Below are 20,794 nucleotides of genomic sequence, written 5' to 3'. Positions count from 1 at the left end.
CTCAGCGTTCGACCAGGATGCCGTCCTGATCGCTGTAGAGATGCGCCCCTGGTCGGAACACCACGCCCTCGATCACGAGCGCGACATCCGTCTCACCGGCCCCGAGCTTCGCGCTCTTGCGAGGATTCGTCCCGAGCGCCTTGACGCCCAGGTCGAGGGCATCGATCGCGACGCTGTCGCGGATCGCGCCGTTGATCACGACGCCCGCCCACTCGTTCGCCACGGCAGACGCCGCGATCAGGTCGCCCATCAGCGCCGTCTCCAGCGATCCAGCGCCGTCGACGACCAGCACCAAGCCGGCGCCGGGGGTCGCCAGCACCGCCTTCACGAGAGCGTTGTCCTCGAAGCAGCGAACGGTGCGGATCGGTCCGTCGAATGCCGACCTCCGGCCGAACGACCGCAGCTGCAGCGCGAGCGACTGGATCCCCTCCCCGAGCTCGTCGTAGAGGTCCGCCGTCGCGACCGGCATGCTCAGATGCCTCCGTCGATCGACCGGATCGTCACGGCAGGCTCGTCCGGCACCATCACCTCGGTGTCGCGGTTCAGGCTCTCGCCACGGAAGAAGCGCTTCGAGCGAGGGAAGAGGTACCAGACGAACATCAGCACCAGACCGAACGCCAGCGAGCCGACACCGATGACGAAAGTGCCCCCGATACCGAACAGGACGGTGTAGCCGTAGTCGACATCCCACATGTCGATGGCCGACTGGACGAAGGCCCACGCGAGCATGAGCCCGCCCAGCAGCGGGAACAGTCCCTTGAAGAAGAAATCCCGGGTGGAAGAGGTGAGGTCCTTGCGGAAGTACCAGACGCACGCGAAGCCGGTGATGGCGTAGTAGAACGCGATCGCGAGACCGAGGGACAGGATCGAGTCCTGCAGGATGTTGTCACTGATCAGCGTCATCCCGACGTAGTAGACCGAGGCGACCACACCCATGACGATGGTCGAGAACGAGGGGGTCTTGTAGGTCGGGTGCACCTCCTTGAACTTGGCGGGCAGCGCGCGGTAGACGCCCATCGCGAGCGTTCCACGGGCGGTCGGCAGGATCGTGGTCTGGGTCGACGAGATGGCGGAGATGATCACGGACACCACCAGCACCCAGCCGAACGGACCGAGCAGCCCGTCCTTGATCGCGAGGAAGAAGTCGTCGGCGTTGGCCTCGTTGCCGAGACCGGTGCCGTCTTCGCCGAGTCCGGCGTACATCATGGCGGCGATGGTCACCGCGACGTAGGTGAACAGCAGGATCACCGTGGTCAGGAGGGCGGCGCGACCCGGGATGCGCTTCGGGTCCTTCGTCTCCTCGTTGAGGGCGAGACAGGTGTCCCAGCCCCAGTAGATGAACAGCGCCAGGAGGATCGCCTCGGTGAACCCCGACCAGTCTGTGAAGGCGAACGGGTTCATCCACTCCCAATCGAAGGGCGTGGCGTTCGGAGCGGTGCCGGCGAAGAACTGCCACAGGGCCGCGACGATGAAGATCGCCAGTGCCAGGTACTGGATCGCGAGGAGGATGTTCTGGATGCGCTCACCGATCTCGACACCGCGCCAGCTGACCCAGGTCATCGCCGCGATGAAGAGCACGGCGACGACCACGACGCGCCAGTCGTTGTTCTCCAGGTCCTGACCGATCAGCGACCAGAAGTAGACGGAGGCGATCTGCGCGAGGTTGGCGAGCACGACCATCCCCGCGACCGCGACTCCCCATCCGCCCATCCATCCGACCCATGGGCCGAACGCCTTGGTCCCCCAGGTGAAGGTCGTACCGCAGTCGGGGACGGCGTTGTTGAGCTCGCGGTATGCGAAGGCGATCAGGAGCATCGGCACGAAGGCGATGATGAACGCGATGGGCGCCTGTGCCCCCACCGCGAGCACCACGAAGCCGAGCGTCGCCACGAGCGAGTACACCGGCGCCGTCGAGGCCAGACCGATCACGGTCGATCCCCACAGTCCCAGTGTGCCCGCAGCCAGACCCTTGCCGTCGGGTCGTTCCAGATGAATCGGCGTCGTTGCTGCCATGTCAGAACAGTAGAGCCACAACGGTTCTCGCGTCAACGGCTTTCTTCGACGGCATGAATCCGAAGCAAAGAAGACCCGTTCACAACGGAATCCGTGGAATCAGCCTCTTTCAAGCATGCCGTCGGCATGATCAGCGACCCACTCCATCAGCGGCAGCATGCGCTCCATCAGGTCGCGCCCCAGCGGCGTCAGACTGTACTCCACGTGCGGGGGCACGGTCGGGAGGGACTCCCTGTGCACGAGGCCGTCATCGGCGAGCGTCCGGAGCGTCGAGGCGAGCATCTTCTCGCTGATGCCGTCGACCTCCCTGCGCAGGGCGCCCCAGCGGTGGGTGCCGTCGGAGAGGCAGGAGAGCACGAGCACTCCCCACTTGCTCATGATGTGATCGAGGACGACGCGCGTGCCGCAGTTCTGGTCGAACACGAACGGAGTGGATTCCTTTATCTGCGCGAAACTAACCGTCATGTGGGTACCTTACTTCAAAGTGGGTACCATCAGATCGGAATGCAGCAAGGTCGGTCGACGGTTGTCGTGGGTGTCACTTACGAAAGGACCCTCATGACCATCCTCGTCACGGGTGCGACCGGCAACCTCGGCCGCCTCATCATCGCCAGCCTGCTCGAGCGCGGGGCCGACCCCCAGTCGATCGTGGCAGGGGCTCGCGACACCGCGAAGGCCGCAGGCCTCGGCGTGCGCGTGGCGCATCTCGACTACACGGACCCCGCATCGATCGCGACTGCGCTCGAGGGCGTCGACACCGTCATCCTGGTGTCCGGCTCCGAGGTCGGCCAGCGGGTGCCGCAGCACCGGACGGTCATCGATGCCGCGAAGGCAGCGGGTGTCTCCAAGTTCGTCTACACGAGCGCCCCGAAGGCCACCACGAGCGACCTCATCCTGGCTCCCGAGCACAAGGCGACGGAAGAGCTCATCGCCGCGGCCGAGCTGCCGGCCGTGATCCTGCGCAACAACTGGTACACCGAGAACTACGCCGCTGACCTCACCCGCGCCGGGGAGACGGGCGTGCTCGCCGCAGGCACCGGCGAGGGACGAGTGGCTTCCGCGAGCCGCAAGGACTACGCCGAGGCCGCAGCCGTCGTCGCACTCGAGGACGGTCACATCGGCGAGGTGTACGAACTCGGCGGCGACGTCGCCTGGAACTACTCCGACCTCGCCGCCGCCTTCGCCGAGGTCACGGGACGCGAGGTCTCGTTCGTGCCGCTCGACTCCGACGACCAGATCGCCGCGCTCCGTGAAGCGGGCCTCGACGAAGGGACGGCAGGCTTCGTCGCCGCCCTCGACGCCGGGATCAAGGACGGTGCGCTCGCCGACACCGACGGCACGCTCGCTCGACTCATCGGCCGCCCCACCACGCCTCTCGTGGAGGGGCTCCGGGCCGCCTCCGCCTGATCGACTCCCTGAAGACCGAGTGCCGCCGTCCCCCCGGACCGCGGCACTCGGTGGTTCCGGGGCTCAGGACGTCGCAGGCGCCTGAGGACGGTCTGCGGGATCCACCTGCGCAGGCTGCACGTGTGCCACCGTGAGCGTGATGCTCTCGCGCCGCAGGCCTCGGGCATCGAGCAGCGCGTCGATGGCCCCGCGCCCGGCGTGGAGGATGTCGCCCGATCTCGCCGTGAACTCCACGCCGAGTGTCGCCTCGACGGCAACCCCGTCATCGCCGACGGCCACAGAGACCATGGGCTCATCGTCCTTGCGGGCGCCGATGGCCTCAGCCCCCAGCCGCAGCAGCTGGGAGATCACGGACCCGGACCTGTATACGCTGCGCACGCCAGGAGTCGACCTCAGGGTCGCCTCGATCGCCGCGGCGAGCTCGTCCCGCTCCTCCGCCTGCATCAGCTCTCCCCCGCTCACGACGACACCTCCCGGATGTCTCGGATCGCGATGTCGATCGCGACCACGTTCAACTCGGTGTGCGCGCGAAGGCGCCGATCCACCTCGACACGAAGCTCTTCCGCGACCCTGGGGATCGGCTGCCCGTGCAGCGCGCTCGCATCGATCCCGACGCGGATCGGAGCACCAGGCTGGGACACGTCACCCTCCAGCCTGCAGCGACCGATGAGCAGTCCGGGAACGGCATCTTCCGCGGAACGCACGAGACCGCGGACAGCCCCCTCTGTGATGGCGAGATCGGCCTTCGGATCCGGTGACTCGAAGGGGATGCGACGCCCCGCCCGCGCATCCATCGCGATGCCGCTCAGAATCCGGTCGACCCAGCTGTCATCGACCTCGGGTTCGGCCGCGGCCTCCGCGGCGAGGAGTTCCGCACCGAGCCCACGCAGGCGCTCGAGCGCATCCAAGGCCAGCTGACACCCGGGCGACTCGTCGATGGAGCGGTCGGCCGGTCGTCTTCCGGCGTCGAGGTAGTCGGTGAGCTCGTCCAGGGTGTGCCCGTCGAGGTCGGTGGGTTCCAGTCCGAGTCTGCGGATTTCAGGCGCGTCTCTGTCGTCGGTCATCGCCACTCCTCCATCCGTACGATCATGTATTTTCTGGCGCGGGCCAGCAGGCCGCGCGCCGTGGAGACCGGGATATCCAACTGCTCCGAGATCTCCTCATAGGTGTATCCGCCGATCTCGCGAAGCACCCAGCACTCGCGTTGGGCGTCGGGCAGTTCCCGCAGAGCAGCACCGAGGGCAGCGACACCGGCACGAGCCTCGACCACAGCGGACGGTGCGGCGTGAAGAGGTGCCGGGCGGTCAATCGAGTCGATGTCGACGGCCGGTCGGATCGCACGGATGCGGTCGACCGCCTTGCGACTGACGATCCGCATCAACCAGCTCTTGACCTTCGCCGGATCCTCGAGTTCGCCGAACCGCTGCCACGCGACCACGAAGGACTCCTGCACGATGTCGTCGACGTCGGCGGAGGCGTTCAGCATCCGCTGCGTATAGGCGCGCATCATCGGCGTATACCTGCGCACCAAGACGGCGAACGCCTCGACGTCCCCATCCATCGCCCGTCCGGCGACGATGCCGTCATCCGCATCCTCGAGCGCTGTCCGAAAGCGTTCCTTCTCCATCTACCCCACCCCTCGATCCGATCCCCGAAGGAATTCGGAACAGCTGCCCCGTCGGATCGGATCATGTCTCACCCGCCTGTGAGGGATCGGGGAGAGGCGGTGCGGCCTCTCCCCCGGTCCCGCCTACTTCTTGAACGCGTCCTTCACGTCCTCCGCAGCATCGCGCACGTTGCCCTTGGCCTGCTCGGCCTTGCCCTCGGCGACGAGCTTGTCATCGTTGATGACCTTGCCCACGGTCTCCTTGGCCTTTCCGGCGACCTTCTCGGCTGTGGCCTTGATCTTGTCTTCAGCGCTCATTGCTTCTCCCTTTCTCGTTACGGCCCCGGATCTCGGAGCCGAGTCCTCGACGTGGCGACTACTCGCTCGCCGCCACGGTGGTGTCGCCCTCGACGTCGTCCGAGGGGACGTGCACATCGTCGATCGTGACGTTGACCTCCACGAGATCCGCCCCTGCCAGGTCGACGAGATCGCGGTGGATGGCCGCCCTGACCTCGTCGGCGACCTTCTGCAGGGCGACCGGATACTCGGCGACGATCGTGATGTCGACGGTGATCTGCGCCTCGCCGACCGCGACAGACACTCCCTGCGAGAGGTCGGTCGTGTTGAAGGCGTCCCGGATGGCTCCTACCATGCGCGCGGCGCCCCCGCCGAGTGCATGAACCCCGTCGACATCCCGCGCGGCGATGCCGGCGATCTTCGCGACCACCGCATCCTCGATCGTCGTCGTGCCCACCGCAGCCCCCTGCAGTGGTGCTTCGACGTGGATCTCGGGCTGCGTGCCCGGAGTCGTGTTCGCCATCATGGGCTCCTTCATCCGTGGGCCGCCCGCAGAGGGGCGCCGGTCGCGGTCGGCGACGCTATGACTAGGACGGATCGCGAGCAGCGGATGTCACAAATCAATCCGAACTTTCTTCAGAGGGCGGAGCCTCGGCTCACAGTGCACTCCAAGCTTTGAAGTGCAATATTGCACTCCATGAGCGACAGTGCAGAATCTTTGCGGGAACAGCGCAAGCGCGAGACGTCGCGAGCCCTCACCGACGCCGCACGCCGATTGACCGCAGAGAAGGGGTTCGCCGGGTTCACGGTCGAGGAGCTGTGCGCCGAGGTCGGAGTCTCGCGGCGCACGTTCTTCAACTACTTCGAGAGCAAGGAGAACGCGGTCTTCGGCTTCGCCACGATCGATTCCCGCCAGCAAGCTCTTGAAGAGGAGTTCGTCACGCAGCACGGAGACCTCCTCGACGACTTCATCGAGTTGACGATCCGTCGTTTCGAGCTCTTCAACCCTGTGGATGACGCGCCCGCGGTGTTCGCCGTGATCGAGCAGGAGCCGCGGCTGCTCAAGGCCGCCTTCGAACAGCTCGCCAAGAACGAGCAACGCGACCAGGCCCTGATCCTCCGTCGTACCGCGGGTGACCCCGATGCCGAACTCCGCGCCGAGGTGGTCGTCCACACCGTCGGTGCGCTCGTGCGCATGAGCATGGACCAGCTCCTGCATCACCAGTCCACCGAACCGTTCGCCGACCTCATCGCCCGCCGCCTCGACCTCGCCCGTTCGCTCTACGCACCGTCACAGAAAGCCCGTTGAATGTCCGCCACCGCCACGAAGGATGCGCCCTTCCTGCTCACGAAGCGCCGCATCTGGATCATCTTCAGCGCCCTCATCGCGGGCATGCTGCTCTCCAGCCTCGACCAGACCATCGTGTCCACCGCGATGCCGACGATCGTGGGACAGCTCGGCGGTGTCGACCACCAGGTGTGGATCACCACCGCCTACCTGCTCGCCACCACGATCGTGATGCCCATCTACGGCAAGTTCGGCGACGTGCTGGGCCGGCGCAACCTGTTCCTCGTCGCGATCGCGCTGTTCACGCTGGCATCCGTCGGCTGCGCGTTCGCCACGGACTTCTGGATGTTCGTCGTGTTCCGCGCCCTGCAGGGTCTCGGCGGCGGCGGTCTGATGATCCTGTCCCAGGCGATCATCGCCGACATCGTGCCCGCCAACGAGCGCGGCAAGTACATGGGTCCGCTCGGCGCGGTGTTCGGCCTCTCGGCCGTAGCCGGCCCTCTCCTGGGCGGCTACTTCGTGGATCACCTGACCTGGCAGTGGGCGTTCTACATCAACATCCCGGTCGGGATCGCGGCCTTCATCATCGCTCTCGTCGCGCTCAAGCTGCCGAGCAAGAAGGCCGAGAAGCCGATCGACATCTTCGGGGTCGTCTTCCTCTCGATCGCCACCACCTGCCTCATCTTCTTCACCGACTTCGGCGGTGACAAGGAGTTCGGATGGGACTCTCTCGCGACCTGGGCGTGGGGCGCCGGGCTCGTCGTCGCGGCGACGGCATTCGTGATCACCGAGTCGCGGGTGCAGGACCCGATCATCCCGCTGAGCCTGTTCCGCAACCCGATCTTCGTCAACGCCACGGCGATCGGCCTGGTGCTCGGAATCGGCATGTTCGCGGCGATCGGGTTCGTACCGACGTTCCTGCAGATGTCGTCCGGCACCTCTGCGGCGGAATCCGGCCTGCTGATGATCCCGATGATGGTCGGCCTCATGGGCACGTCGATCTTCTCCGGAATCGCGATCTCGAAGACCGGCAGATACAAGATCTATCCGATCCTCGGCACGATCATCACGGGTATCGCCATGGTCGCGATGACGACCCTTTCGGCGTCGACTCCCATCTGGCTGATCTGCGTGTTCCTGTTCGTGTTCGGTGCCGGTCTCGGCCTCATCATGCAGGTCGTCGTGCTGGTCGTGCAGAACGCGGTCCCGGCGGGTGAGATCGGTACCGCGACCAGCACGAACAACTACTTCCGCGAAGTGGGTGCGTCGCTCGGCACCGCGGTCTTCGGCACCATCTTCACCACGCGTCTGACCGAGAACCTGCTCGGCGTCTTCGCCGGCGCGGGCGCATCGCCCGATGCCGCTTCCCAGGCCGCATCGACGATCGACCCCTCGACTCTCAACTCTCTGCCGGATGAGGTGCGCGAGGGCATCGTCACCGCATATGCGGATGCTCTCGCCCCGGTGTTCTGGTACCTCGTGCCGTTCATCGCCCTCGCGCTGCTGCTCTCCCTGTTCCTGAAGCAGATCCCCCTGTCAGACACCGCGGGACTCGTGGCCCGGGGCGAGGCCATCAGCGGGGAGGAAGCGGAGCGTCTGGAGGCCGAGCAACGGGGCGTCGAGTGGTCGGGAACCACCGCCGCGTCGACCGGTGCACACCCGGAGTCGGACTCGGCGCCCCCCTCTCGATGAACACCGCAGCCTGGAGCACCGCGGCCCCTGCCCCTCTGGAGCAGGGGCCGCGGTCTGTCAAGGGGCTCCCACCAAGGCTCGCTTGGGCGCATGCTTCATCGTGGGGACAGTCAGGAGAATGATGGATCGCGTACCAGGCTCACGGTTCGCCCTCGAGCAGGTCAGCACCACGGATTGGGCCGTCGTCGACCTGCAGTACCCGGAGGTCGACCACAGGCGGGTCGTGTGCCGGGTCTACGAGGACGCGCCGACGGAGGTCGAGGTGCTCTGGCTGCGCGATCTCCCCCTCGCTCTGCGTTACTCGTCTGTGGACGACGTGCTCACCGCCGTTCAGCGCTTCCACGACACATCCCGCGCCACCCGCCCGATCCCGATCCCCCGCATGCCGCCGCCGACAGGCAGGGCGGGGCGAGGGACGCGCCCGCGATGACGCGGTGGATGGACGCGATGACTGCGGCTGCGCCACACTGATCGAGAGAACCGTCCCCTCAGTCCTGGAGCGCTCGTGACCGCACCCGCCCCGGCCGACACGACCGGCACCCCCTGGAAGCGATTCTGGGAGAAGGGCGGCTGGTGGCGCGCCCTCCTTCTGGCCGCCGTCTACTTCGTGCTCTACAACGCACTGTCGTTCGCGTTCGCTCCTCTCGCGAACATCATCGAGGACCCGACCGGTCCCGCCGGCATCCTCGTCTTCTACGCACTTCCGGTCCTCGTCGGGTGTCTGCTCCTCATCGGCTTCGCCGCGTCGGTCGGCTGGCTCGGGGAGCTGTTCAGACGGCAGCCCATCACGGGCCGCGGTTGGATGTGGATCGCGATCGTGGTGGTATTGCTGTTCAACGTCCTGCACCTGCTCAGCGTCGACTACGGCGAGGCCGGGTTCCAGGTGGTCGCGACCTGGTTGCTCGCCGGCGTCTTCATCGGATTCGCCGAAGAGGTGCTCACCCGCGGTCTCGTCGTGAACATGCTCCGCAAGGCCGGCCACCGCGAGATCGTCGTGGCGGTGATCTCGGCCGCGGTCTTCGCCGGGCTCCATGCCGGGAACGTCCTCAGCGGCCAGTCCGTCTTCGCCACCGCGTTCCAGCTCGTCTACACGTTCGCGTTCGGAATCTGCATGTACCTCGCCATGCGGGTCACGGGCACACTCCTCGCGCCGATCCTGCTGCACGCCAGCACCGACCCGAGCATCTTCCTGCACACGGCCTATCCGGTCGAGGGTCCGGTCTCGACGCTGGCGGGGCTCGGCAACCCCGCCGTGATCGTGCTCGGTCTCGTGCTGCTGTTCTTCATCCGCGGACGTGTCGGTGTCGCAGTCACCGCAGCGGATGAGGTCGGACCCGCCTTCGACGCTCCGCAGCGCTAGGAGCGGGGCGCCTCGGGCCAATCGGTGACGACGACCTTGCCGATCGTCCTGGAGGCCTCCACGATGCCGTGCGCCTGACGCATGGTCGCGGCGCTCAGCGGAGTGAGGTGCGTCGTCAGCGTGGTGCGGAGGGTTCCTGCGTCCACCATGTCCGCGACGGTCTCCAGCAGGTCGTGCTGGTAGTGGTCGGCGGGGTCGGTGACGGGGCTCGTGAACATGAGCTCCCAATGCCAGGTCGCGCTCTTCGCCTTGAGGGCGTCGATGCTGCCGCCGGTCTCGTCGATGGAGACGACCTGTCCACGCGGACGGATCACATCGGCGATCGCCTTGACGTTGCCGGGCGTGAACGAGGTGAAAACGTAGTCGACGCCGGCGGGGGCGAGTGCCGACACCTCACCGGCGAAGTCACGGCCGACGACGTGGTCAGCCCCCATCTCACGCACCCACTCCGCCGTCTCCGGACGTGAGGCCACGGCGATGACCTCGAGACGCGTGAGGGCCTTCGCGAGCTGGATGATCAGCGAGCCGACGCCTCCCGCGGCCCCGATCACGAGGAGAACGCCCTGGCTCTCACGGGTGAGCGCCAGACGGTCGAAGAGGCTCTCCCACGCGGTGATGACCGTCAGCGGCAATGCGGCCGTCTCGGCGACGGGCAGCGAGCGAGGTGCATGGCCGACGATGTTCTCGTTCACCAGGTGGAACCGTGCATTGGTGCCTGAACGATCGATCTGCCCGGCGTAGAACACGCGATCCCCCACGGCGAAGCGGGTCGACCCCTCTCCGACGGCGACCACGATCCCTGCGGCGTCGTAGCCCAGGACCCGTGGCGCTCCCGTGCGTGGAGCCCCGGCGCGCACCTTCACGTCGACGGGGGTCGTCGTTGCCATGCCCATCACGCTATCCGGGGCCCTCTGGTTACCCGCAAGCGCTCCAGGTATCCGAAAGATACCGGGAGCGCTCGCGGACCTCAGACGTCTGTGGCTCGCTGGGTGGAGAGCGCCCACACCTCTTCGATAGGCGTGAAGGCGTCTTCGCCATCGGGCCCGTGGAAGCCTTCGACGAATCGTCCGATGTCGGCCTGCCAGGCATCGTTCGTCGGCGAGGCGTTGACCACGCGCATGGCCGCGTCGAAGTCCTCGCACTCGACGAGATGGAACAGATCGCGGCCGGAGCGCCAGATGGTCCAGTCCTCGATCCCCGCGACACCGAACAGGTCTCGCAGCCCATCGGGGACTCGCGCGTGATGAGTCCGGTAGTCGTCGATCGCACCTTCTGCGATCACCGAGTGCAGTGCGATGCGCATGCCGCTCCTTCTCCGTCGAGTTCGATACTCCTGCCACGATATTGCCCAGCCGGTGCGGTCGTTGCAGGATTGCGGCCAACACCGGTCGGTTTTCACCGCGGGTAGGCTCTCCGCATGAGCGAGCCCACCGCAGAGCCGTCCCTCATCCAGCAGCGGATGGTCTTGCAGCGCAGGCGAAGCTGGGCCATCTACACGATCGCGTTCTCAGCGCTCATGCTGACCGGGTCGACGGTCGTGCTCGTGTTCGATGGCGGCGTGTTGCGGCTCATCGGTGTTGCTCTGTTCCTTATCGGGATCGGTGTGGGCATCGTGGAATACCGTCGAGCGGTTGTGGCCATCCGCGAGTTCGAGGACCGCCACGGACCCGGCGCTGGCATCCAGCACTGACACGCTCACCCTGTCGCTCCGGACCGTCGGCGCACTGGTGCGGACACAGAAAAACCCCGGCGAACCGGGGTCTTGATCTGTAGCAGGAGCGGGGCTTGAACCCGCGACCTCACGATTATGAGTCGTGCGCTCTAACCAGCTGAGCTACCCTGCCGCGAGGCATCCGTCCGCGTGAGAAGAATGCTTGCGAGCCCCGAGTCAGGATTGAACTGACGACCCCTTCCTTACCATGGAAGTGCTCTGCCACTGAGCTATCGGGGCGTGCTGCCCCTCGCGGGGCAACCGTACGAGAATACCATTACTGTGGCGTCCTCATGAAATCGAGCCGGTCAGTCCTCTGCGGTCAGCGACGTACGGCCGGCATTCTTCTTGAGCCACGGCATCGGATCGATGGTCGTTCCGTTGACGATGAGCTCGAAGTGCAGGTGCGCGCCGTAGGAGCGGCCGGTGTTGCCCGTCTTGCCGACGATGTCGCCGACCTTGACGGTGTCGCCCGCCTTGACCTGCAGGGAACCGTACTGCATGTGCGAGTAGTGGCTCGTGATGACCTGGCCGTCGATGACGTGGTCGATGTACACCGTGACACCGAAGGCCGCGCCCTGCTCGGTGGCGATGCGGACCGTGCCGTCGGCGATCGCCTGGATCGGCGCACCGTTGCCCGGCACGAAGTCGATCCCCTCGTGGAGCCGGCCGCTGCGCATGCCGTACCCGTAGCTCATGCCCACACCGACGAGGAACGGCCACTGGATGGCGGCGTCCGGGTCGTTCGTGAAGATCTCGCCCGAGTAGTTGATTCCCTGCTCTGCCGCGACCTCGGCGAGCGAGACCGTGCTGAAGTCATCGGCGCGGGTGAGGGCGACATTCTCCACGCCGGAGGGGGCGACGAAGGCCTGGATCTCGGTGTCCGCCGCATCCTTCGAGTCGGCGGCAGCTGCAGACACCAGCGACATCGATGCGGCCGAGCCGCCCCGAACACCGGCGACCGCCTCCGCGGGGAGCGTCATGGACACCGCGAGGAGGCCGGCGAGGCTCATCACGCCCACTGTCGCTCCGACCGTGACCGCCTTGCGGAGGCTGCGGGGGCGACGAGGTGCCACATGCGAGGGGACGACGGGCTCAGCGTCCGGCCCCTCTGCGGGCCGCGAGCGCTCAGCCGTGGGAACCGTCGGAACCGAACCCGTCGCACGGAAGGCGCGGGACGCACGCTCGAACGCGTCGGCTTCGTCAGCCGGTTCGCGCGGGGCTCCCTCAGTTCCGCCGGTCGGGGCCGCCGGTGTATCGACGATCTCCGGAGCGACGGGAACCGCAGGGACCTCGGCGATGACGGGCTCCGAGTTCGTCGCGGCGAAGGGCTCGATCAGCGCATCGACGGCCACCTCGTCAGGCACCTGACGTTGACGGGCGGCTCGGCGGGAAAGCGGGGCGACAGCAGCGAGGGCGACGGCGGTGGACTCCGCGGCAGAAATGGGTGCCGTCGGTCCCGCCGCGGGGGCCTCAGAGGCCGCAGTGCGGAGTCGGCTGGATCGGCGCGTGGGCGCAGCGGCAGCCTGGGAGTTCTCGAAGGGCAAAGCGTTTCTCTCGGTCGTGCGTCATGCTCGGGGGGCGCAAACTTTGACTTTCACCTTCGGGTGATGAAAGTAACGATCGGATAAACCCTACCCTGACCAGGCTGAGAATGCCATGAATCGTTCACTGGTTCTCCGCGAGGATCGCGAGCAGACGGGCGTGTACATCCGCACCTCCGGCGATCAGCATCGGGCGCGGGGAGTCGATGTCGACTCGGGATACGGCGCCACCCGCTTCCTCGACGAGGAGCGCACCGGCAGCGAAGTCCCACGGGCGAAGGCCCCGCTCGAAGTACCCGTCCAACCGCCCTGCGGCGACGAAGGCCAGGTCGAGCGCCGCCGCGCCCATGCGTCGAACATCGCGGGCCATCGGCATGACCCGCGCCACGGTCGCGATGTCGCCGTCGTGGGTGGCCGGGTCGTAACCGAAGCCCGTGGCGAGGAGGGCTCCCGCCGGGGTCGTGTCGGTCACCGCGAGACGGACACCGTTCGACCACGCGCCATGGCCTCGGGCCGCCGCGAAGGTCTCTCCGAGCGCCGGAGCGTTGACGACACCCGCGAGTGCTTCCCAGGTCTCGGGGTTCGGTTCGCCACGGACCGCGGCGATGCTCACGTTGTATGCAGGGATGCCGTACGCATAGTTCACGGTGCCGTCGATCGGGTCGACGATCCACGTGATCCCGCTGCTTCCGACCTCCGCCCCGGTCTCCTCCCCGAGGAAGCCGTCGTCAGCCCGCGCCGCGAGGAGACGCGAACGGATGAGCGCTTCGACCTCGCGGTCGGCTTCCGTGACGATGTCCGCCATCGACGACTTCGTCGCCGCCAGACGCACCCCCTCTTGTCGTCGGCGCCGCGCGAGCTGGCCGGCCTCCTCCGCGACCTCGGTGGCCAGGTCGCGGAGATCGAGTTCCAGCGTCACTGCTCGGGCTGCCGGGGTGCGGGCGGCGGCGGCGGGAAGGCGGGCGAAGCCTCCTGCGGGGAGACCACCGGCTGGGCGGTCGGGACAGGGGGCACCGGGTGCTCGCCCGGGACCGCGGGCGCTGACTCCGCTGGCGGCGCGAACTGGGGTGCAGCGGGCTGGGAGAACTGGGGTGCCGCAGGTTGCGGCGGCACAGGCTGCGGCACCACCGGGAATGTCGATGCGGGCGCAGGCGCGAGTGCATGCTGCGGCGGGGCGACGGTCGGGTACCCGGTGTAGTACGCGTTCCAGTCGGGAGACGCATCGGGCAGCGCGGGCAGCGGCGTGATGCCGTCGGCGTAGGTCGGCCAGGACGGCGCCGACGCGACGGCACGGTCGGCCGAGGTCTTCTTCTTCGGCGCGAAGAGCGCGTTGAGAAGGGGGATCAGCGTCGTGCCCACCGCCACGAGGATCGTGAGGGCGACCACGATGCGCCAGTACAGCTCGCCGTAGTGGAACGTGTTCGGGAACGCGAGGAAGAACACGAGCATGCCGACCAGACCGGCGAGGAACGTGATCGTCACGATGTAGATGACGCGCGTGAACGTCGTGACATACCGCTGAGCTGCCGGCGTGAACAGACGTACGTGCAGCAGCGCCAGCTGGAGGATGCCGATGACGAGGAGCAGCTGGAAGAAGCGCTCCGCACCGAAGTAGAACCCGTCTTCCGGAAGCCAGATCTTCACGGCACCGACGAGGAGAGCGACGATCCAGCTCACCATGCTCGCCAACTGCAGCCAGTCGGGGCGGTTCGGCGCGAGCCCGGCTTCGAGGATCGCGATCCCCGCGAACGCGGCCAGCAGCAGGATCGTGAGGAACGCGCGACCGATCAGACCATCCTGATCACCGATGAGCACCCAGATGACGCACACGAGGGCCGCGGCGATGAGGGCGCCGATGGCGATCCATAGAGAGCCTCTGATCAACAGCGACATGTTCTTCTTCTCACCCTGCTGTTGATGCGTGGTGATGTCCGGCTGGGACATGGCGATCCTCTCGTCGAGCGGCGATGCCTTCATCCTGCCATGCACGCCAGCGGTTCCCCGGGGGCTCTCGGCCCCGCGAGTGAAACCTGTCGCTTTCATTCCGCCTGGGGAGGAGAGGTCAGCCGGCCTTCTTCGCAGACGCTGCCGCGAAGGCAGCGACGCGGGCCTGCGCGCCGGGAGTCTCGAGCGCGGCACCGATCGAGCGCGCTTCCTCGCTCAGCTGCTCGATGAAGGAACGCTCCGGCTGCGCGCGCACCAGTCGTTTCGCTTGACCGTAGGCATCGGCAGCGCCCGCCAGCCAGAAGCGGGCGATCTCCTCGCCGCGCGCTCGCACACTCTCCGCCTCGGCGGCGGCGTCCGCGCCCTCGACGGCTTCGGCGACGAGCCCCCACTCCACGGCCTCCCCCGCCGTGAGCAGTCGGTCCTGCAGCACGAGCTGCAGTGCGCGACGCTGTCCGACGGCACGGGCGAGCTGCGCGGAGACGGACAGATCGGGGGTCAGCCCGATGTTCGCGTACAGGCTGCCGAGTTTCGACCTAGAGCCCACCACGGCGTAGTCGCTGCACAGCAGGATCCCCAGCCCTCCGCCTGCGGTCGTGCCGTGGGCTGCCGCGACGACAGGCACCGCCGATTCCGTCAGGGAGCGGATGCCCGAGTTGATGACCTCGGCGAGCGCCGTGATCTCCGCCCCGGAAGCGCCCATCGTCGTGGCCATGTCGATCACGTCTCCCCCGGCGCAGAACGCAGGACCCGCGGCATCGAGGAGGATCGCCTTCACGTCGACACGCGATGTCGCCTCGGCCGTCGCATCCTTCCACGCGTGCGCCAGATCGGCGTTGAAGGCGTTGAGACGAGCGGGGCGGTTCAGCGTGAGCCTGGCCATTCCCTCTTCGACGGCGAACAGGATGGCATCAGTCATGGCTTCTCCTTCGAGCGCAGAACGTGTCGCACCAGCGTAACCGCGATCAGACCCGCTCCCAGACCTGCGAGACGAAGCTCTCCATCCGTCGGCGGGTGCCGTCGAGGCGGAAGTCGACCTGTCCGGGAGATCTGATCTCGTTCGGTGCCAGCGGGTGGGCGAGACGCACGTTCTCATGACAGGAGAGGTCGGCGCACATGTAGGTGCCGAACGAGTCTCCCCGCTTACCCGCTTCGCCGGCTCGACGCGCGGAGAGGAGGGCGACCTGGTTGCCCGGCTGCATCGTGTGGCAGATGTTGCACATGCCCGAGCGCGCCCGCCCCGGGTCCGTCGCGCGCAGCACCACTCCGATCACGTCATCGTCGTGCGGGATCAGCACGTAGCCACGCCGACTCGCGCCCGGATCCTGCCAGGCGAAGAAGTCGAGGTAGTCCCAGTCGACGAGCAGGAAGTCATGAGGCATCTCCATCAGACGCAGCTCGTCATCATCCGCATTGACGAACGATGCCCGGACGTCGGCTTCGGTGAGCGGTCGCATCCCTCCAGTCTAGGAAACCGTTCGCGGGGCGGGGCCGCGTCACAGTCGCCGGGTCGTGGCCATCTCGAACACCGTCTCGAACAGCTGCGCGGCGAACACGGACACCCAGACGGATGCCGCGAGGAGCATGACGACCTGGATCGCGATCGTGACCACGAGCGGTGCCAGAGTCCTTCCGCCCCGCCGACGGATCACCACGTGGCGGCCGATCACATAGACCAACGAGGACAGGAAGGTCCACGCCCAGGGGAACGGACGAACGAACCCCCGCGCTGCGAGCTCTCGGGCATCCAGGGCGGCGAACCACACGGAGAGCCCGTAGACCACCCAGCCCGACAGCGTCAGGACCAGGTACCACGGCGTGAGGAAGGCGTTGAACTCCGCAGCGATGAACCTGTCCACGTCGAGTGACGACGAGCCATCCATCGGCACGACCGCGAGCACCTCGAACATCCCCTGCTGCATCTGCACGAGATAGCCGATGGTCGCGATCGCGCTCAGCACAGGGAGAAGCACGATCAACCAGACCCATGCCGTGTTCGTATCGCTCCCCTCAGGGACCGAAGGGAACTCCGGTGATGTCGCTACGACCGGCGCGTCCTCACCCCACCGGGAACCGTCCCACCACCGCGTCGAGCCCTGGTCATCGACGTACCAGCCTGCGGGCGCGGTCACGATCGAATCCGAACGTCGGACTGGGTGCGGATCATCGGCGACATGTCACCACCCTATTTACAGCGAGGGGTCACACCAACGAGAGAAGGCCCTCGCGGTGATCGCGTGGGCCTTAGATCTCTGCGCTTCTCCGCGGAGGTGATGGGCTGTTCGCGTATCTCTGCGATGCCGTGAGGCTTCAGGGTTCATGGGCACCATGTGCACTGCCGAATCCACTGGCGTGAGCGCGCTACTAAGCGGCGTGCGGTTGGGCCATCGTCGGCTCTGGCTGAGCTCCGCTCCACACCGCTAGTTCGCTGTGCATGAGTGGGGACGGCTGCAGCCCCGAATCCGAGGGGGATGTTCGACGAGGCCCGAGGTCATCGAGAAACTCGATGCCGCACGTCGTTGGACCTCTGCGGGCAACGCGATCTCAACCATGAGCACCAGGGCGAGAAGTGACGACGTCCGCCAGTTCGAAGATGCCACGTTGGGCATCGTCGTTGCCTGAGTGGGCGAGGCTGTTGCGTGCCTGCAGGAGTTCGGTCGCCCACGCTTCAACGTCGGGAACTATCTCCTCGACGGCCGTCGCGTCCGGTACCGCAGCGAGCCCGCAGAGCCTCGCGCGGTACGAAAGCTTCCCCTCAGCGGCTATGGGATGATCGCGCTGAGCTGTTGGCGGGTGAGGGTTGCCTGGTCGTCAATCAGGTGCCCGACCCGCTCGCGAAGATCGACCGTCGCTGTCGGGAATGTCGTCCGCAACTTTCGGGCCGCGGCGCTCGCGTCCAGCATTCTGTCCTCGGCACCATAGGCGGCAGTTATCTGTGCGCGAATCCGCGCCAGGTCTGCACCGTCGTGCTCGGGCAGCGCGTCGGTGCGGGGCACGAAGTGCGCGAACGTGCGCAGGGCGAAAGCGTCGATGTCGCGCTGCATCATCGACCGATGCCCTGCGTCGGCGCGCGGTCCAGTCAGGTACGCCAGCGCCTGACGTCGCCCACGATCCCCGAGCATCGAGAGCACCCCCGCGAGGACGAGCGGAAATGTCTTCCGAGGACCGAAGCCGCTTGCGGACTGGAGCACGAGGCGCGAGACGCGTTGCGGCTCATGAACCGCCAACGCCGTCGCGATCCAGCCGCCGACGGAGACGCCAACGAACACCGCCGGCCGGTCAACTAGCTCACGGTGCACTTCGGCGAGCCACCGTGCCTGCTCTTCCGCAACGAACGGCACCCGAGTGGGCGTGCTCGCACCCGCCTCTCCGGGCAGGTCAATTGCGTGGAGACGGTACTGGTCTGACAGCCGCAAAAGGACCGGAGCCCACGAGAGTGCCGTCGCCCCAGAGCCATGCAGGAGAACAACAGGGGTTCCGCTCTCCGGGCCGGTCGTCAGGGTTGCAACCGGACCTATCGAAGTCGGGACGGTGCGCCGAACGACGTCCGGGATGTGTTTCGCGATGAGAGCCTCGTACGAGTGCCGGACCTCGTTCTCGCCGACGGCAGTCCGGAATCGCCTGTTGTCAGTCATCGGTTACCTCCATCGCATTACTGATCCGCGTGAGCACGTCGAGAGCCGCGTCGAGGGAGCCGGTCGCTACGACCTGCATCGCCCCGCCCTCCGATGCGCGCACGACTTGCAGCGCCACCCCTGGAAACCCGCCGACGACATTGAGAAGCGAGAACACTCGTTCCTCCTGACGCAGATCCGCCGCTTCGATGCGAACCGCGATCGTCGCGCTGGCTACTGGCCCGCCACCGATCTTCTGGGGATGCGCAGCACCTCGCTGTTCGATGAGGTAGAGGTCCTCGATGCGGATTCGATACTGCTTGCCGATGCGTGTCGCTCGGAGACGACCAGTCCGAATGTAGTCGCGGATCGTCCTGGGTCGCAGGTGCAATCGTTCTGCAACGTCATCCACGCTCAAGAGTTCGCTCACGTACTCATACTGACACAAACGCATTGAAACGTACATTCGGGCCTGCTGGTGCCGCGCCGACATGTCGCATGGATCCTCGGCGTCAAGCCCGTGGGCACAGACTCGGGTCGGAGGGCATCGTCACGGAACTGCTCGGCAGCGGGCGCGTGATCGAGCGGGACAACGATGAGGACACGTATGGCTGGCGACCGGACGGCTCAGCGACTGTCATCGAGTTCGCCCGTGCCACCGAGGAAGTAGCCGACAACGTCGCAGACGCCCTCCTCGCAAGCCTCCGCTCTCAGGGACAGCTCTTCCTGGACGACGAGGACGCCTCTGACGACCTCAGCCGCGAGGCTCGCATCGAACTGGCTCTCGACTTTGTCGACGACAACCGCTACGGCGGATGGGAAGGCACGTGGTTCCCGATGCCGGCGGGCGGAGCGCTGCTGGCCGCAGAGGTGAGGCTGGGGTGGAGTGAGGTCTGAGTGACACTCGGCCCAGGAACGAAGAAAGCCGCCGGCTTCTTGGCGGCCTTCTTCGTGATGATGATGGTGGCGAGTGAGGGATTCGAACCCCCGAATGCAGTGCAGTCTGATTTACAGTCAGATCCCTTTGGCCGCTTGGGTAACTCGCCAGAGCGCACCCGTCCGACTTCGACAGCCAACCGGGGGCACGAGAGACAAGCATACCTGTCGGAGGCGGGTCCAAGAAATCGAAACGTCAGCTGCCGTTCACGCCACGTCCGGAGTCGGCCAGCGACTCCGGTGTCCGCAGCAGACCTCCCTCCGCGCGGCAGGTCGCAGCGGCGACCTCCATGGCGCGGAGCAGCAGTGCGCGCCACTCCCCCAGGTCGGACGGCGACGAAGCGACCAGGCCCTCGGAGACAGCCGCGAGCGTCGCGTCTCCCGCCCCGACGGTGTCGATCACCGCTCCGGGAAGCTGTGCGATGGGCGCAGACACGACACCGGCCTCCGCATCGATCGTGGCGCCGTCCGAGCCCGCGGTCGCGAGCACGGCAGCGGCACCGAGGCTGCGGAGTCGCGCCCGCAGAGAATCGAGGTCGCCGTCGTACAGGATCGATGCATCATCGGCTCCTACCTTGACGATGGCGGCCGACGTCGCCACCCGCTCGAACCCGCGCACGAACTCCTCACGGTCTCTGAGCATCCCGGTGCGAGGGTTCGGGTCGACCGCGACCCTCGCATCGCCCAGGGCATCGACGAGGGCATCGACCTCTGTCGGCACGTCGAAGGGGAAGCAGCTGATCGCGACGAGCGCAGCATCGGCGATCGCCCCACGTGCCTCGTCGGAGTATCGGATGCTGCGCTTCTGCGCTGCTTCGTTGAAGACGTACTGCGGCTCGCCGTTCCGCGCCCGCTGCACCACGGCCCGAGACGAGCCATGAGGCCCCTCGCTCGCGATCAGAGTCACCCCGTGATCCTCGAGGTACTCACGGATGTGGGCGCCCGCCTCGTCGTCACCGAGCATCGCGATCAGCGTGGTCTCCACCCCCAAGCGACGCAGACCGACGGCCACGTTCAAGGCAGCTCCGCCGACGAGCTCGCGCACCCCCGCATCATCGCGGATCTCATCGATCAGGGCATCACCGATCACGACCACGGAACCGGCGGAGGAAGTCACGTTGCTCACCCGCCGACTTTATCGCGACGTCGGGAGACCACGGCGATACCGCGATGCTCTCGTCTCTCGATGCCACGGAGCGGTACGGTGTGGCCATGAACCCCCGCCTCACCAGCGCTGCCGCGGCCATGACCCTCCTCCTCGCCCTGACGGCGTGCTCGCCGCAGGCGGACACTAGTGGATCAACGACGAGCCCCTCAGCGAGTGAGACACCCAGCCCGGACGCGACCAGCACGGAGGGGCCCGGCACGCCCTCCCCCACCCC

26 protein-coding genes and 3 tRNA genes are annotated in these 20,794 nt (G+C 66.8%); 7 read left to right on the top strand and 22 right to left on the bottom strand.

The window, feature by feature from the left end:
• Nucleotide 1: 1 nt before the first annotated feature.
• From rraA to RN51_RS08780, 3 genes are all read right to left on the bottom strand, one after another.
• A complete protein-coding gene (gene rraA, locus RN51_RS08790; protein ID WP_045263675.1) occupies nucleotides 2–469 on the bottom strand; it encodes a ribonuclease E activity regulator RraA in 468 nt (155 codons plus the stop codon).
• Between the two features lie 2 nt (nucleotides 470–471).
• Nucleotides 472–2,013, bottom strand: coding sequence for an APC family permease (locus RN51_RS08785; RefSeq protein WP_045263674.1), 1,542 nt, complete (start codon nucleotides 2,011–2,013; stop codon nucleotides 472–474).
• Nucleotides 2,014–2,112: 99 nt separating this feature from the next.
• Nucleotides 2,113–2,478: a winged helix-turn-helix transcriptional regulator gene (locus tag RN51_RS08780; protein ID WP_045263673.1), complete on the bottom strand. Its 366-nt coding sequence runs from the start codon at nucleotides 2,476–2,478 to the stop codon at nucleotides 2,113–2,115.
• Between the two features lie 93 nt (nucleotides 2,479–2,571).
• Between RN51_RS08780 and RN51_RS08775 the strand changes: the two genes are divergently transcribed.
• On the top strand, nucleotides 2,572–3,420 hold the full coding sequence (locus RN51_RS08775) for an SDR family oxidoreductase (RefSeq protein WP_045263672.1): 849 nt from the start codon (nucleotides 2,572–2,574) through the stop codon (nucleotides 3,418–3,420).
• 63 nt (nucleotides 3,421–3,483) lie between these two features.
• Here RN51_RS08775 and RN51_RS08770 read toward each other — a convergent pair whose 3' ends face one another.
• The 5 genes from RN51_RS08770 to RN51_RS08750 form a co-directional block, all read right to left on the bottom strand.
• Entirely contained in the window at nucleotides 3,484–3,882 is a 399-nt protein-coding gene (locus tag RN51_RS08770) for a hypothetical protein (protein WP_231579262.1), read from the bottom strand.
• On the bottom strand, nucleotides 3,879–4,484 hold the full coding sequence (locus RN51_RS08765) for a hypothetical protein (RefSeq protein WP_045263670.1): 606 nt from the start codon (nucleotides 4,482–4,484) through the stop codon (nucleotides 3,879–3,881). Before RN51_RS08765 ends, RN51_RS08770 begins: the two co-directional genes overlap by 4 nt.
• On the bottom strand, nucleotides 4,481–5,047 hold the full coding sequence (locus RN51_RS08760) for an RNA polymerase sigma factor (protein WP_045263669.1): 567 nt from the start codon (nucleotides 5,045–5,047) through the stop codon (nucleotides 4,481–4,483). Before RN51_RS08760 ends, RN51_RS08765 begins: the two co-directional genes overlap by 4 nt.
• Before the next feature lie 123 nt (nucleotides 5,048–5,170).
• The gene (locus tag RN51_RS08755; RefSeq protein ID WP_045263668.1) at nucleotides 5,171–5,344 is read right to left on the bottom strand and encodes a CsbD family protein; all 174 of its coding nucleotides are present in this window, start codon (nucleotides 5,342–5,344) and stop codon (nucleotides 5,171–5,173) included.
• Nucleotides 5,345–5,402: 58 nt separating this feature from the next.
• Entirely contained in the window at nucleotides 5,403–5,846 is a 444-nt protein-coding gene (locus RN51_RS08750; RefSeq protein ID WP_082066535.1) for an Asp23/Gls24 family envelope stress response protein, read from the bottom strand.
• Nucleotides 5,847–6,020: 174 nt separating this feature from the next.
• Here RN51_RS08750 and RN51_RS08745 point away from each other — a divergent pair, with 174 nt between their 5' ends.
• The 4 genes from RN51_RS08745 (at nucleotide 6,021) to RN51_RS08730 (ending at nucleotide 9,663) form a co-directional block, all read left to right on the top strand.
• Complete coding sequence (locus RN51_RS08745) at nucleotides 6,021–6,632, top strand: TetR/AcrR family transcriptional regulator (RefSeq protein WP_045263667.1); 612 nt, start codon at nucleotides 6,021–6,023, stop codon at nucleotides 6,630–6,632.
• Nucleotides 6,633–8,303: an MDR family MFS transporter gene (locus RN51_RS08740; RefSeq protein ID WP_045263666.1), complete on the top strand. Its 1,671-nt coding sequence runs from the start codon at nucleotides 6,633–6,635 to the stop codon at nucleotides 8,301–8,303.
• A 121-nt stretch (nucleotides 8,304–8,424) separates the two neighbouring features.
• The gene (locus tag RN51_RS08735; protein ID WP_045263665.1) at nucleotides 8,425–8,733 is read left to right on the top strand and encodes a hypothetical protein; all 309 of its coding nucleotides are present in this window, start codon (nucleotides 8,425–8,427) and stop codon (nucleotides 8,731–8,733) included.
• A gap of 75 nt (nucleotides 8,734–8,808) precedes the next feature.
• Nucleotides 8,809–9,663 (top strand): CPBP family intramembrane glutamic endopeptidase, encoded by an 855-nt coding sequence (locus RN51_RS08730; protein ID WP_045263664.1) that lies wholly within the window; start codon nucleotides 8,809–8,811, stop codon nucleotides 9,661–9,663.
• Here the strand turns inward: RN51_RS08730 and RN51_RS08725 are convergent.
• Entirely contained in the window at nucleotides 9,660–10,550 is an 891-nt protein-coding gene (locus RN51_RS08725) for a zinc-binding alcohol dehydrogenase family protein (RefSeq protein WP_231579261.1), read from the bottom strand. The genes RN51_RS08730 and RN51_RS08725 overlap by 4 nt on opposite strands.
• A gap of 80 nt (nucleotides 10,551–10,630) precedes the next feature.
• Complete coding sequence (locus RN51_RS08720; protein WP_045263663.1) at nucleotides 10,631–10,966, bottom strand: L-rhamnose mutarotase; 336 nt, start codon at nucleotides 10,964–10,966, stop codon at nucleotides 10,631–10,633.
• Nucleotides 10,967–11,080: 114 nt separating this feature from the next.
• Between RN51_RS08720 and RN51_RS08715 the strand changes: the two genes are divergently transcribed.
• Nucleotides 11,081–11,353: a hypothetical protein gene (locus RN51_RS08715; RefSeq protein WP_045263662.1), complete on the top strand. Its 273-nt coding sequence runs from the start codon at nucleotides 11,081–11,083 to the stop codon at nucleotides 11,351–11,353.
• Nucleotides 11,354–11,433: 80 nt separating this feature from the next.
• Here RN51_RS08715 and RN51_RS08710 read toward each other — a convergent pair.
• The 10 genes from RN51_RS08710 to RN51_RS08665 all read right to left on the bottom strand — a co-directional run bounded on the left by RN51_RS08710 (nucleotide 11,434) and on the right by RN51_RS08665 (nucleotide 18,906).
• Nucleotides 11,434–11,507, bottom strand: a tRNA-Met gene (locus RN51_RS08710).
• A 35-nt stretch (nucleotides 11,508–11,542) separates the two neighbouring features.
• A tRNA-Thr gene (locus RN51_RS08705) sits at nucleotides 11,543–11,614 on the bottom strand.
• A 68-nt stretch (nucleotides 11,615–11,682) separates the two neighbouring features.
• The gene (locus RN51_RS08700) at nucleotides 11,683–12,921 is read right to left on the bottom strand and encodes a M23 family metallopeptidase (RefSeq protein ID WP_045263661.1); all 1,239 of its coding nucleotides are present in this window, start codon (nucleotides 12,919–12,921) and stop codon (nucleotides 11,683–11,685) included.
• Nucleotides 12,922–13,042: 121 nt separating this feature from the next.
• The gene (locus tag RN51_RS08695) at nucleotides 13,043–13,837 is read right to left on the bottom strand and encodes an inositol monophosphatase family protein (RefSeq protein ID WP_045263660.1); all 795 of its coding nucleotides are present in this window, start codon (nucleotides 13,835–13,837) and stop codon (nucleotides 13,043–13,045) included.
• Entirely contained in the window at nucleotides 13,834–14,862 is a 1,029-nt protein-coding gene (locus tag RN51_RS08690; protein WP_197073218.1) for a hypothetical protein, read from the bottom strand. Before RN51_RS08690 ends, RN51_RS08695 begins: the two co-directional genes overlap by 4 nt.
• Before the next feature lie 118 nt (nucleotides 14,863–14,980).
• Nucleotides 14,981–15,781 carry an enoyl-CoA hydratase/isomerase family protein gene (locus tag RN51_RS08685; RefSeq protein ID WP_045263659.1) on the bottom strand — a complete coding sequence of 267 codons (801 nt, stop codon included), beginning with the start codon at nucleotides 15,779–15,781 and terminating at the stop codon, nucleotides 14,981–14,983.
• Nucleotides 15,782–15,827: 46 nt separating this feature from the next.
• Nucleotides 15,828–16,319, bottom strand: a complete 492-nt coding sequence (locus RN51_RS08680) for an FBP domain-containing protein (protein WP_045263658.1) — start codon at nucleotides 16,317–16,319, stop codon at nucleotides 15,828–15,830.
• Between the two features lie 39 nt (nucleotides 16,320–16,358).
• On the bottom strand, nucleotides 16,359–16,994 hold the full coding sequence (locus RN51_RS17990; protein WP_052674653.1) for a DUF2510 domain-containing protein: 636 nt from the start codon (nucleotides 16,992–16,994) through the stop codon (nucleotides 16,359–16,361).
• Nucleotides 16,995–17,624: 630 nt separating this feature from the next.
• The gene (locus RN51_RS17985) at nucleotides 17,625–18,497 is read right to left on the bottom strand and encodes an alpha/beta fold hydrolase (protein ID WP_052674652.1); all 873 of its coding nucleotides are present in this window, start codon (nucleotides 18,495–18,497) and stop codon (nucleotides 17,625–17,627) included.
• On the bottom strand, nucleotides 18,490–18,906 hold the full coding sequence (locus RN51_RS08665; protein ID WP_197073217.1) for a helix-turn-helix domain-containing protein: 417 nt from the start codon (nucleotides 18,904–18,906) through the stop codon (nucleotides 18,490–18,492). The genes RN51_RS17985 and RN51_RS08665 overlap by 8 nt, the downstream gene beginning before the upstream one ends.
• A gap of 68 nt (nucleotides 18,907–18,974) precedes the next feature.
• Between RN51_RS08665 and RN51_RS08660 the strand changes: the two genes are divergently transcribed.
• Nucleotides 18,975–19,373, top strand: coding sequence for a hypothetical protein (locus tag RN51_RS08660; protein WP_045263657.1), 399 nt, complete (start codon nucleotides 18,975–18,977; stop codon nucleotides 19,371–19,373).
• Nucleotides 19,374–19,437: 64 nt separating this feature from the next.
• Here the strand turns inward: RN51_RS08660 and RN51_RS08655 are convergent.
• A tRNA-Tyr gene (locus tag RN51_RS08655) sits at nucleotides 19,438–19,522 on the bottom strand.
• A gap of 86 nt (nucleotides 19,523–19,608) precedes the next feature.
• A complete protein-coding gene (locus RN51_RS08650; protein ID WP_045263656.1) occupies nucleotides 19,609–20,538 on the bottom strand; it encodes a PfkB family carbohydrate kinase in 930 nt (309 codons plus the stop codon).
• Nucleotides 20,539–20,794: the final 256 nt, after the last annotated feature.

The sequence above is a fragment of the Microbacterium oxydans genome (assembly GCF_000956405.1).
In the GTDB taxonomy this organism is placed as follows: domain Bacteria; phylum Actinomycetota; class Actinomycetes; order Actinomycetales; family Microbacteriaceae; genus Microbacterium; species Microbacterium oxydans_C.
Note: the sequence above shows the minus strand (reverse complement) of the source record. Positions and strands in the feature narration are given on the sequence as shown.

Excerpts from the sequence above, each read along its gene's own strand:
- RN51_RS08680 (WP_045263658.1), bottom strand. The coding sequence starts at position 16,319 with ATGCGACCGCTCACCGAAGCCGACGTCCGGGCATCGTTCGTCAATGCG.
- RN51_RS08775 (WP_045263672.1), top strand. The coding sequence starts at position 2,572 with ATGACCATCCTCGTCACGGGTGCGACCGGCAACCTCGGCCGCCTCATC.
- RN51_RS17985 (WP_052674652.1), bottom strand. The coding sequence starts at position 18,497 with ATGACTGACAACAGGCGATTCCGGACTGCCGTCGGCGAGAACGAGGTC.
- RN51_RS08735 (WP_045263665.1), top strand. The coding sequence starts at position 8,425 with ATGGATCGCGTACCAGGCTCACGGTTCGCCCTCGAGCAGGTCAGCACC.
- RN51_RS08750 (WP_082066535.1), bottom strand. The coding sequence starts at position 5,846 with ATGGCGAACACGACTCCGGGCACGCAGCCCGAGATCCACGTCGAAGCA.
- rraA (WP_045263675.1), bottom strand. The coding sequence starts at position 469 with ATGCCGGTCGCGACGGCGGACCTCTACGACGAGCTCGGGGAGGGGATC.
- RN51_RS08785 (WP_045263674.1), bottom strand. The coding sequence starts at position 2,013 with ATGGCAGCAACGACGCCGATTCATCTGGAACGACCCGACGGCAAGGGT.
- RN51_RS08780 (WP_045263673.1), bottom strand. The coding sequence starts at position 2,478 with ATGACGGTTAGTTTCGCGCAGATAAAGGAATCCACTCCGTTCGTGTTC.
- RN51_RS08690 (WP_197073218.1), bottom strand. The coding sequence starts at position 14,862 with ATGTCCCAGCCGGACATCACCACGCATCAACAGCAGGGTGAGAAGAAG.
- RN51_RS08740 (WP_045263666.1), top strand. The coding sequence starts at position 6,633 with ATGTCCGCCACCGCCACGAAGGATGCGCCCTTCCTGCTCACGAAGCGC.
- RN51_RS08720 (WP_045263663.1), bottom strand. The coding sequence starts at position 10,966 with ATGCGCATCGCACTGCACTCGGTGATCGCAGAAGGTGCGATCGACGAC.
- RN51_RS08715 (WP_045263662.1), top strand. The coding sequence starts at position 11,081 with ATGAGCGAGCCCACCGCAGAGCCGTCCCTCATCCAGCAGCGGATGGTC.
- RN51_RS08685 (WP_045263659.1), bottom strand. The coding sequence starts at position 15,781 with ATGACTGATGCCATCCTGTTCGCCGTCGAAGAGGGAATGGCCAGGCTC.
- RN51_RS08660 (WP_045263657.1), top strand. The coding sequence starts at position 18,975 with ATGGATCCTCGGCGTCAAGCCCGTGGGCACAGACTCGGGTCGGAGGGC.
- RN51_RS08745 (WP_045263667.1), top strand. The coding sequence starts at position 6,021 with ATGAGCGACAGTGCAGAATCTTTGCGGGAACAGCGCAAGCGCGAGACG.
- RN51_RS08760 (WP_045263669.1), bottom strand. The coding sequence starts at position 5,047 with ATGGAGAAGGAACGCTTTCGGACAGCGCTCGAGGATGCGGATGACGGC.
- RN51_RS08765 (WP_045263670.1), bottom strand. The coding sequence starts at position 4,484 with ATGACCGACGACAGAGACGCGCCTGAAATCCGCAGACTCGGACTGGAA.
- RN51_RS08725 (WP_231579261.1), bottom strand. The coding sequence starts at position 10,550 with ATGGCAACGACGACCCCCGTCGACGTGAAGGTGCGCGCCGGGGCTCCA.
- RN51_RS08755 (WP_045263668.1), bottom strand. The coding sequence starts at position 5,344 with ATGAGCGCTGAAGACAAGATCAAGGCCACAGCCGAGAAGGTCGCCGGA.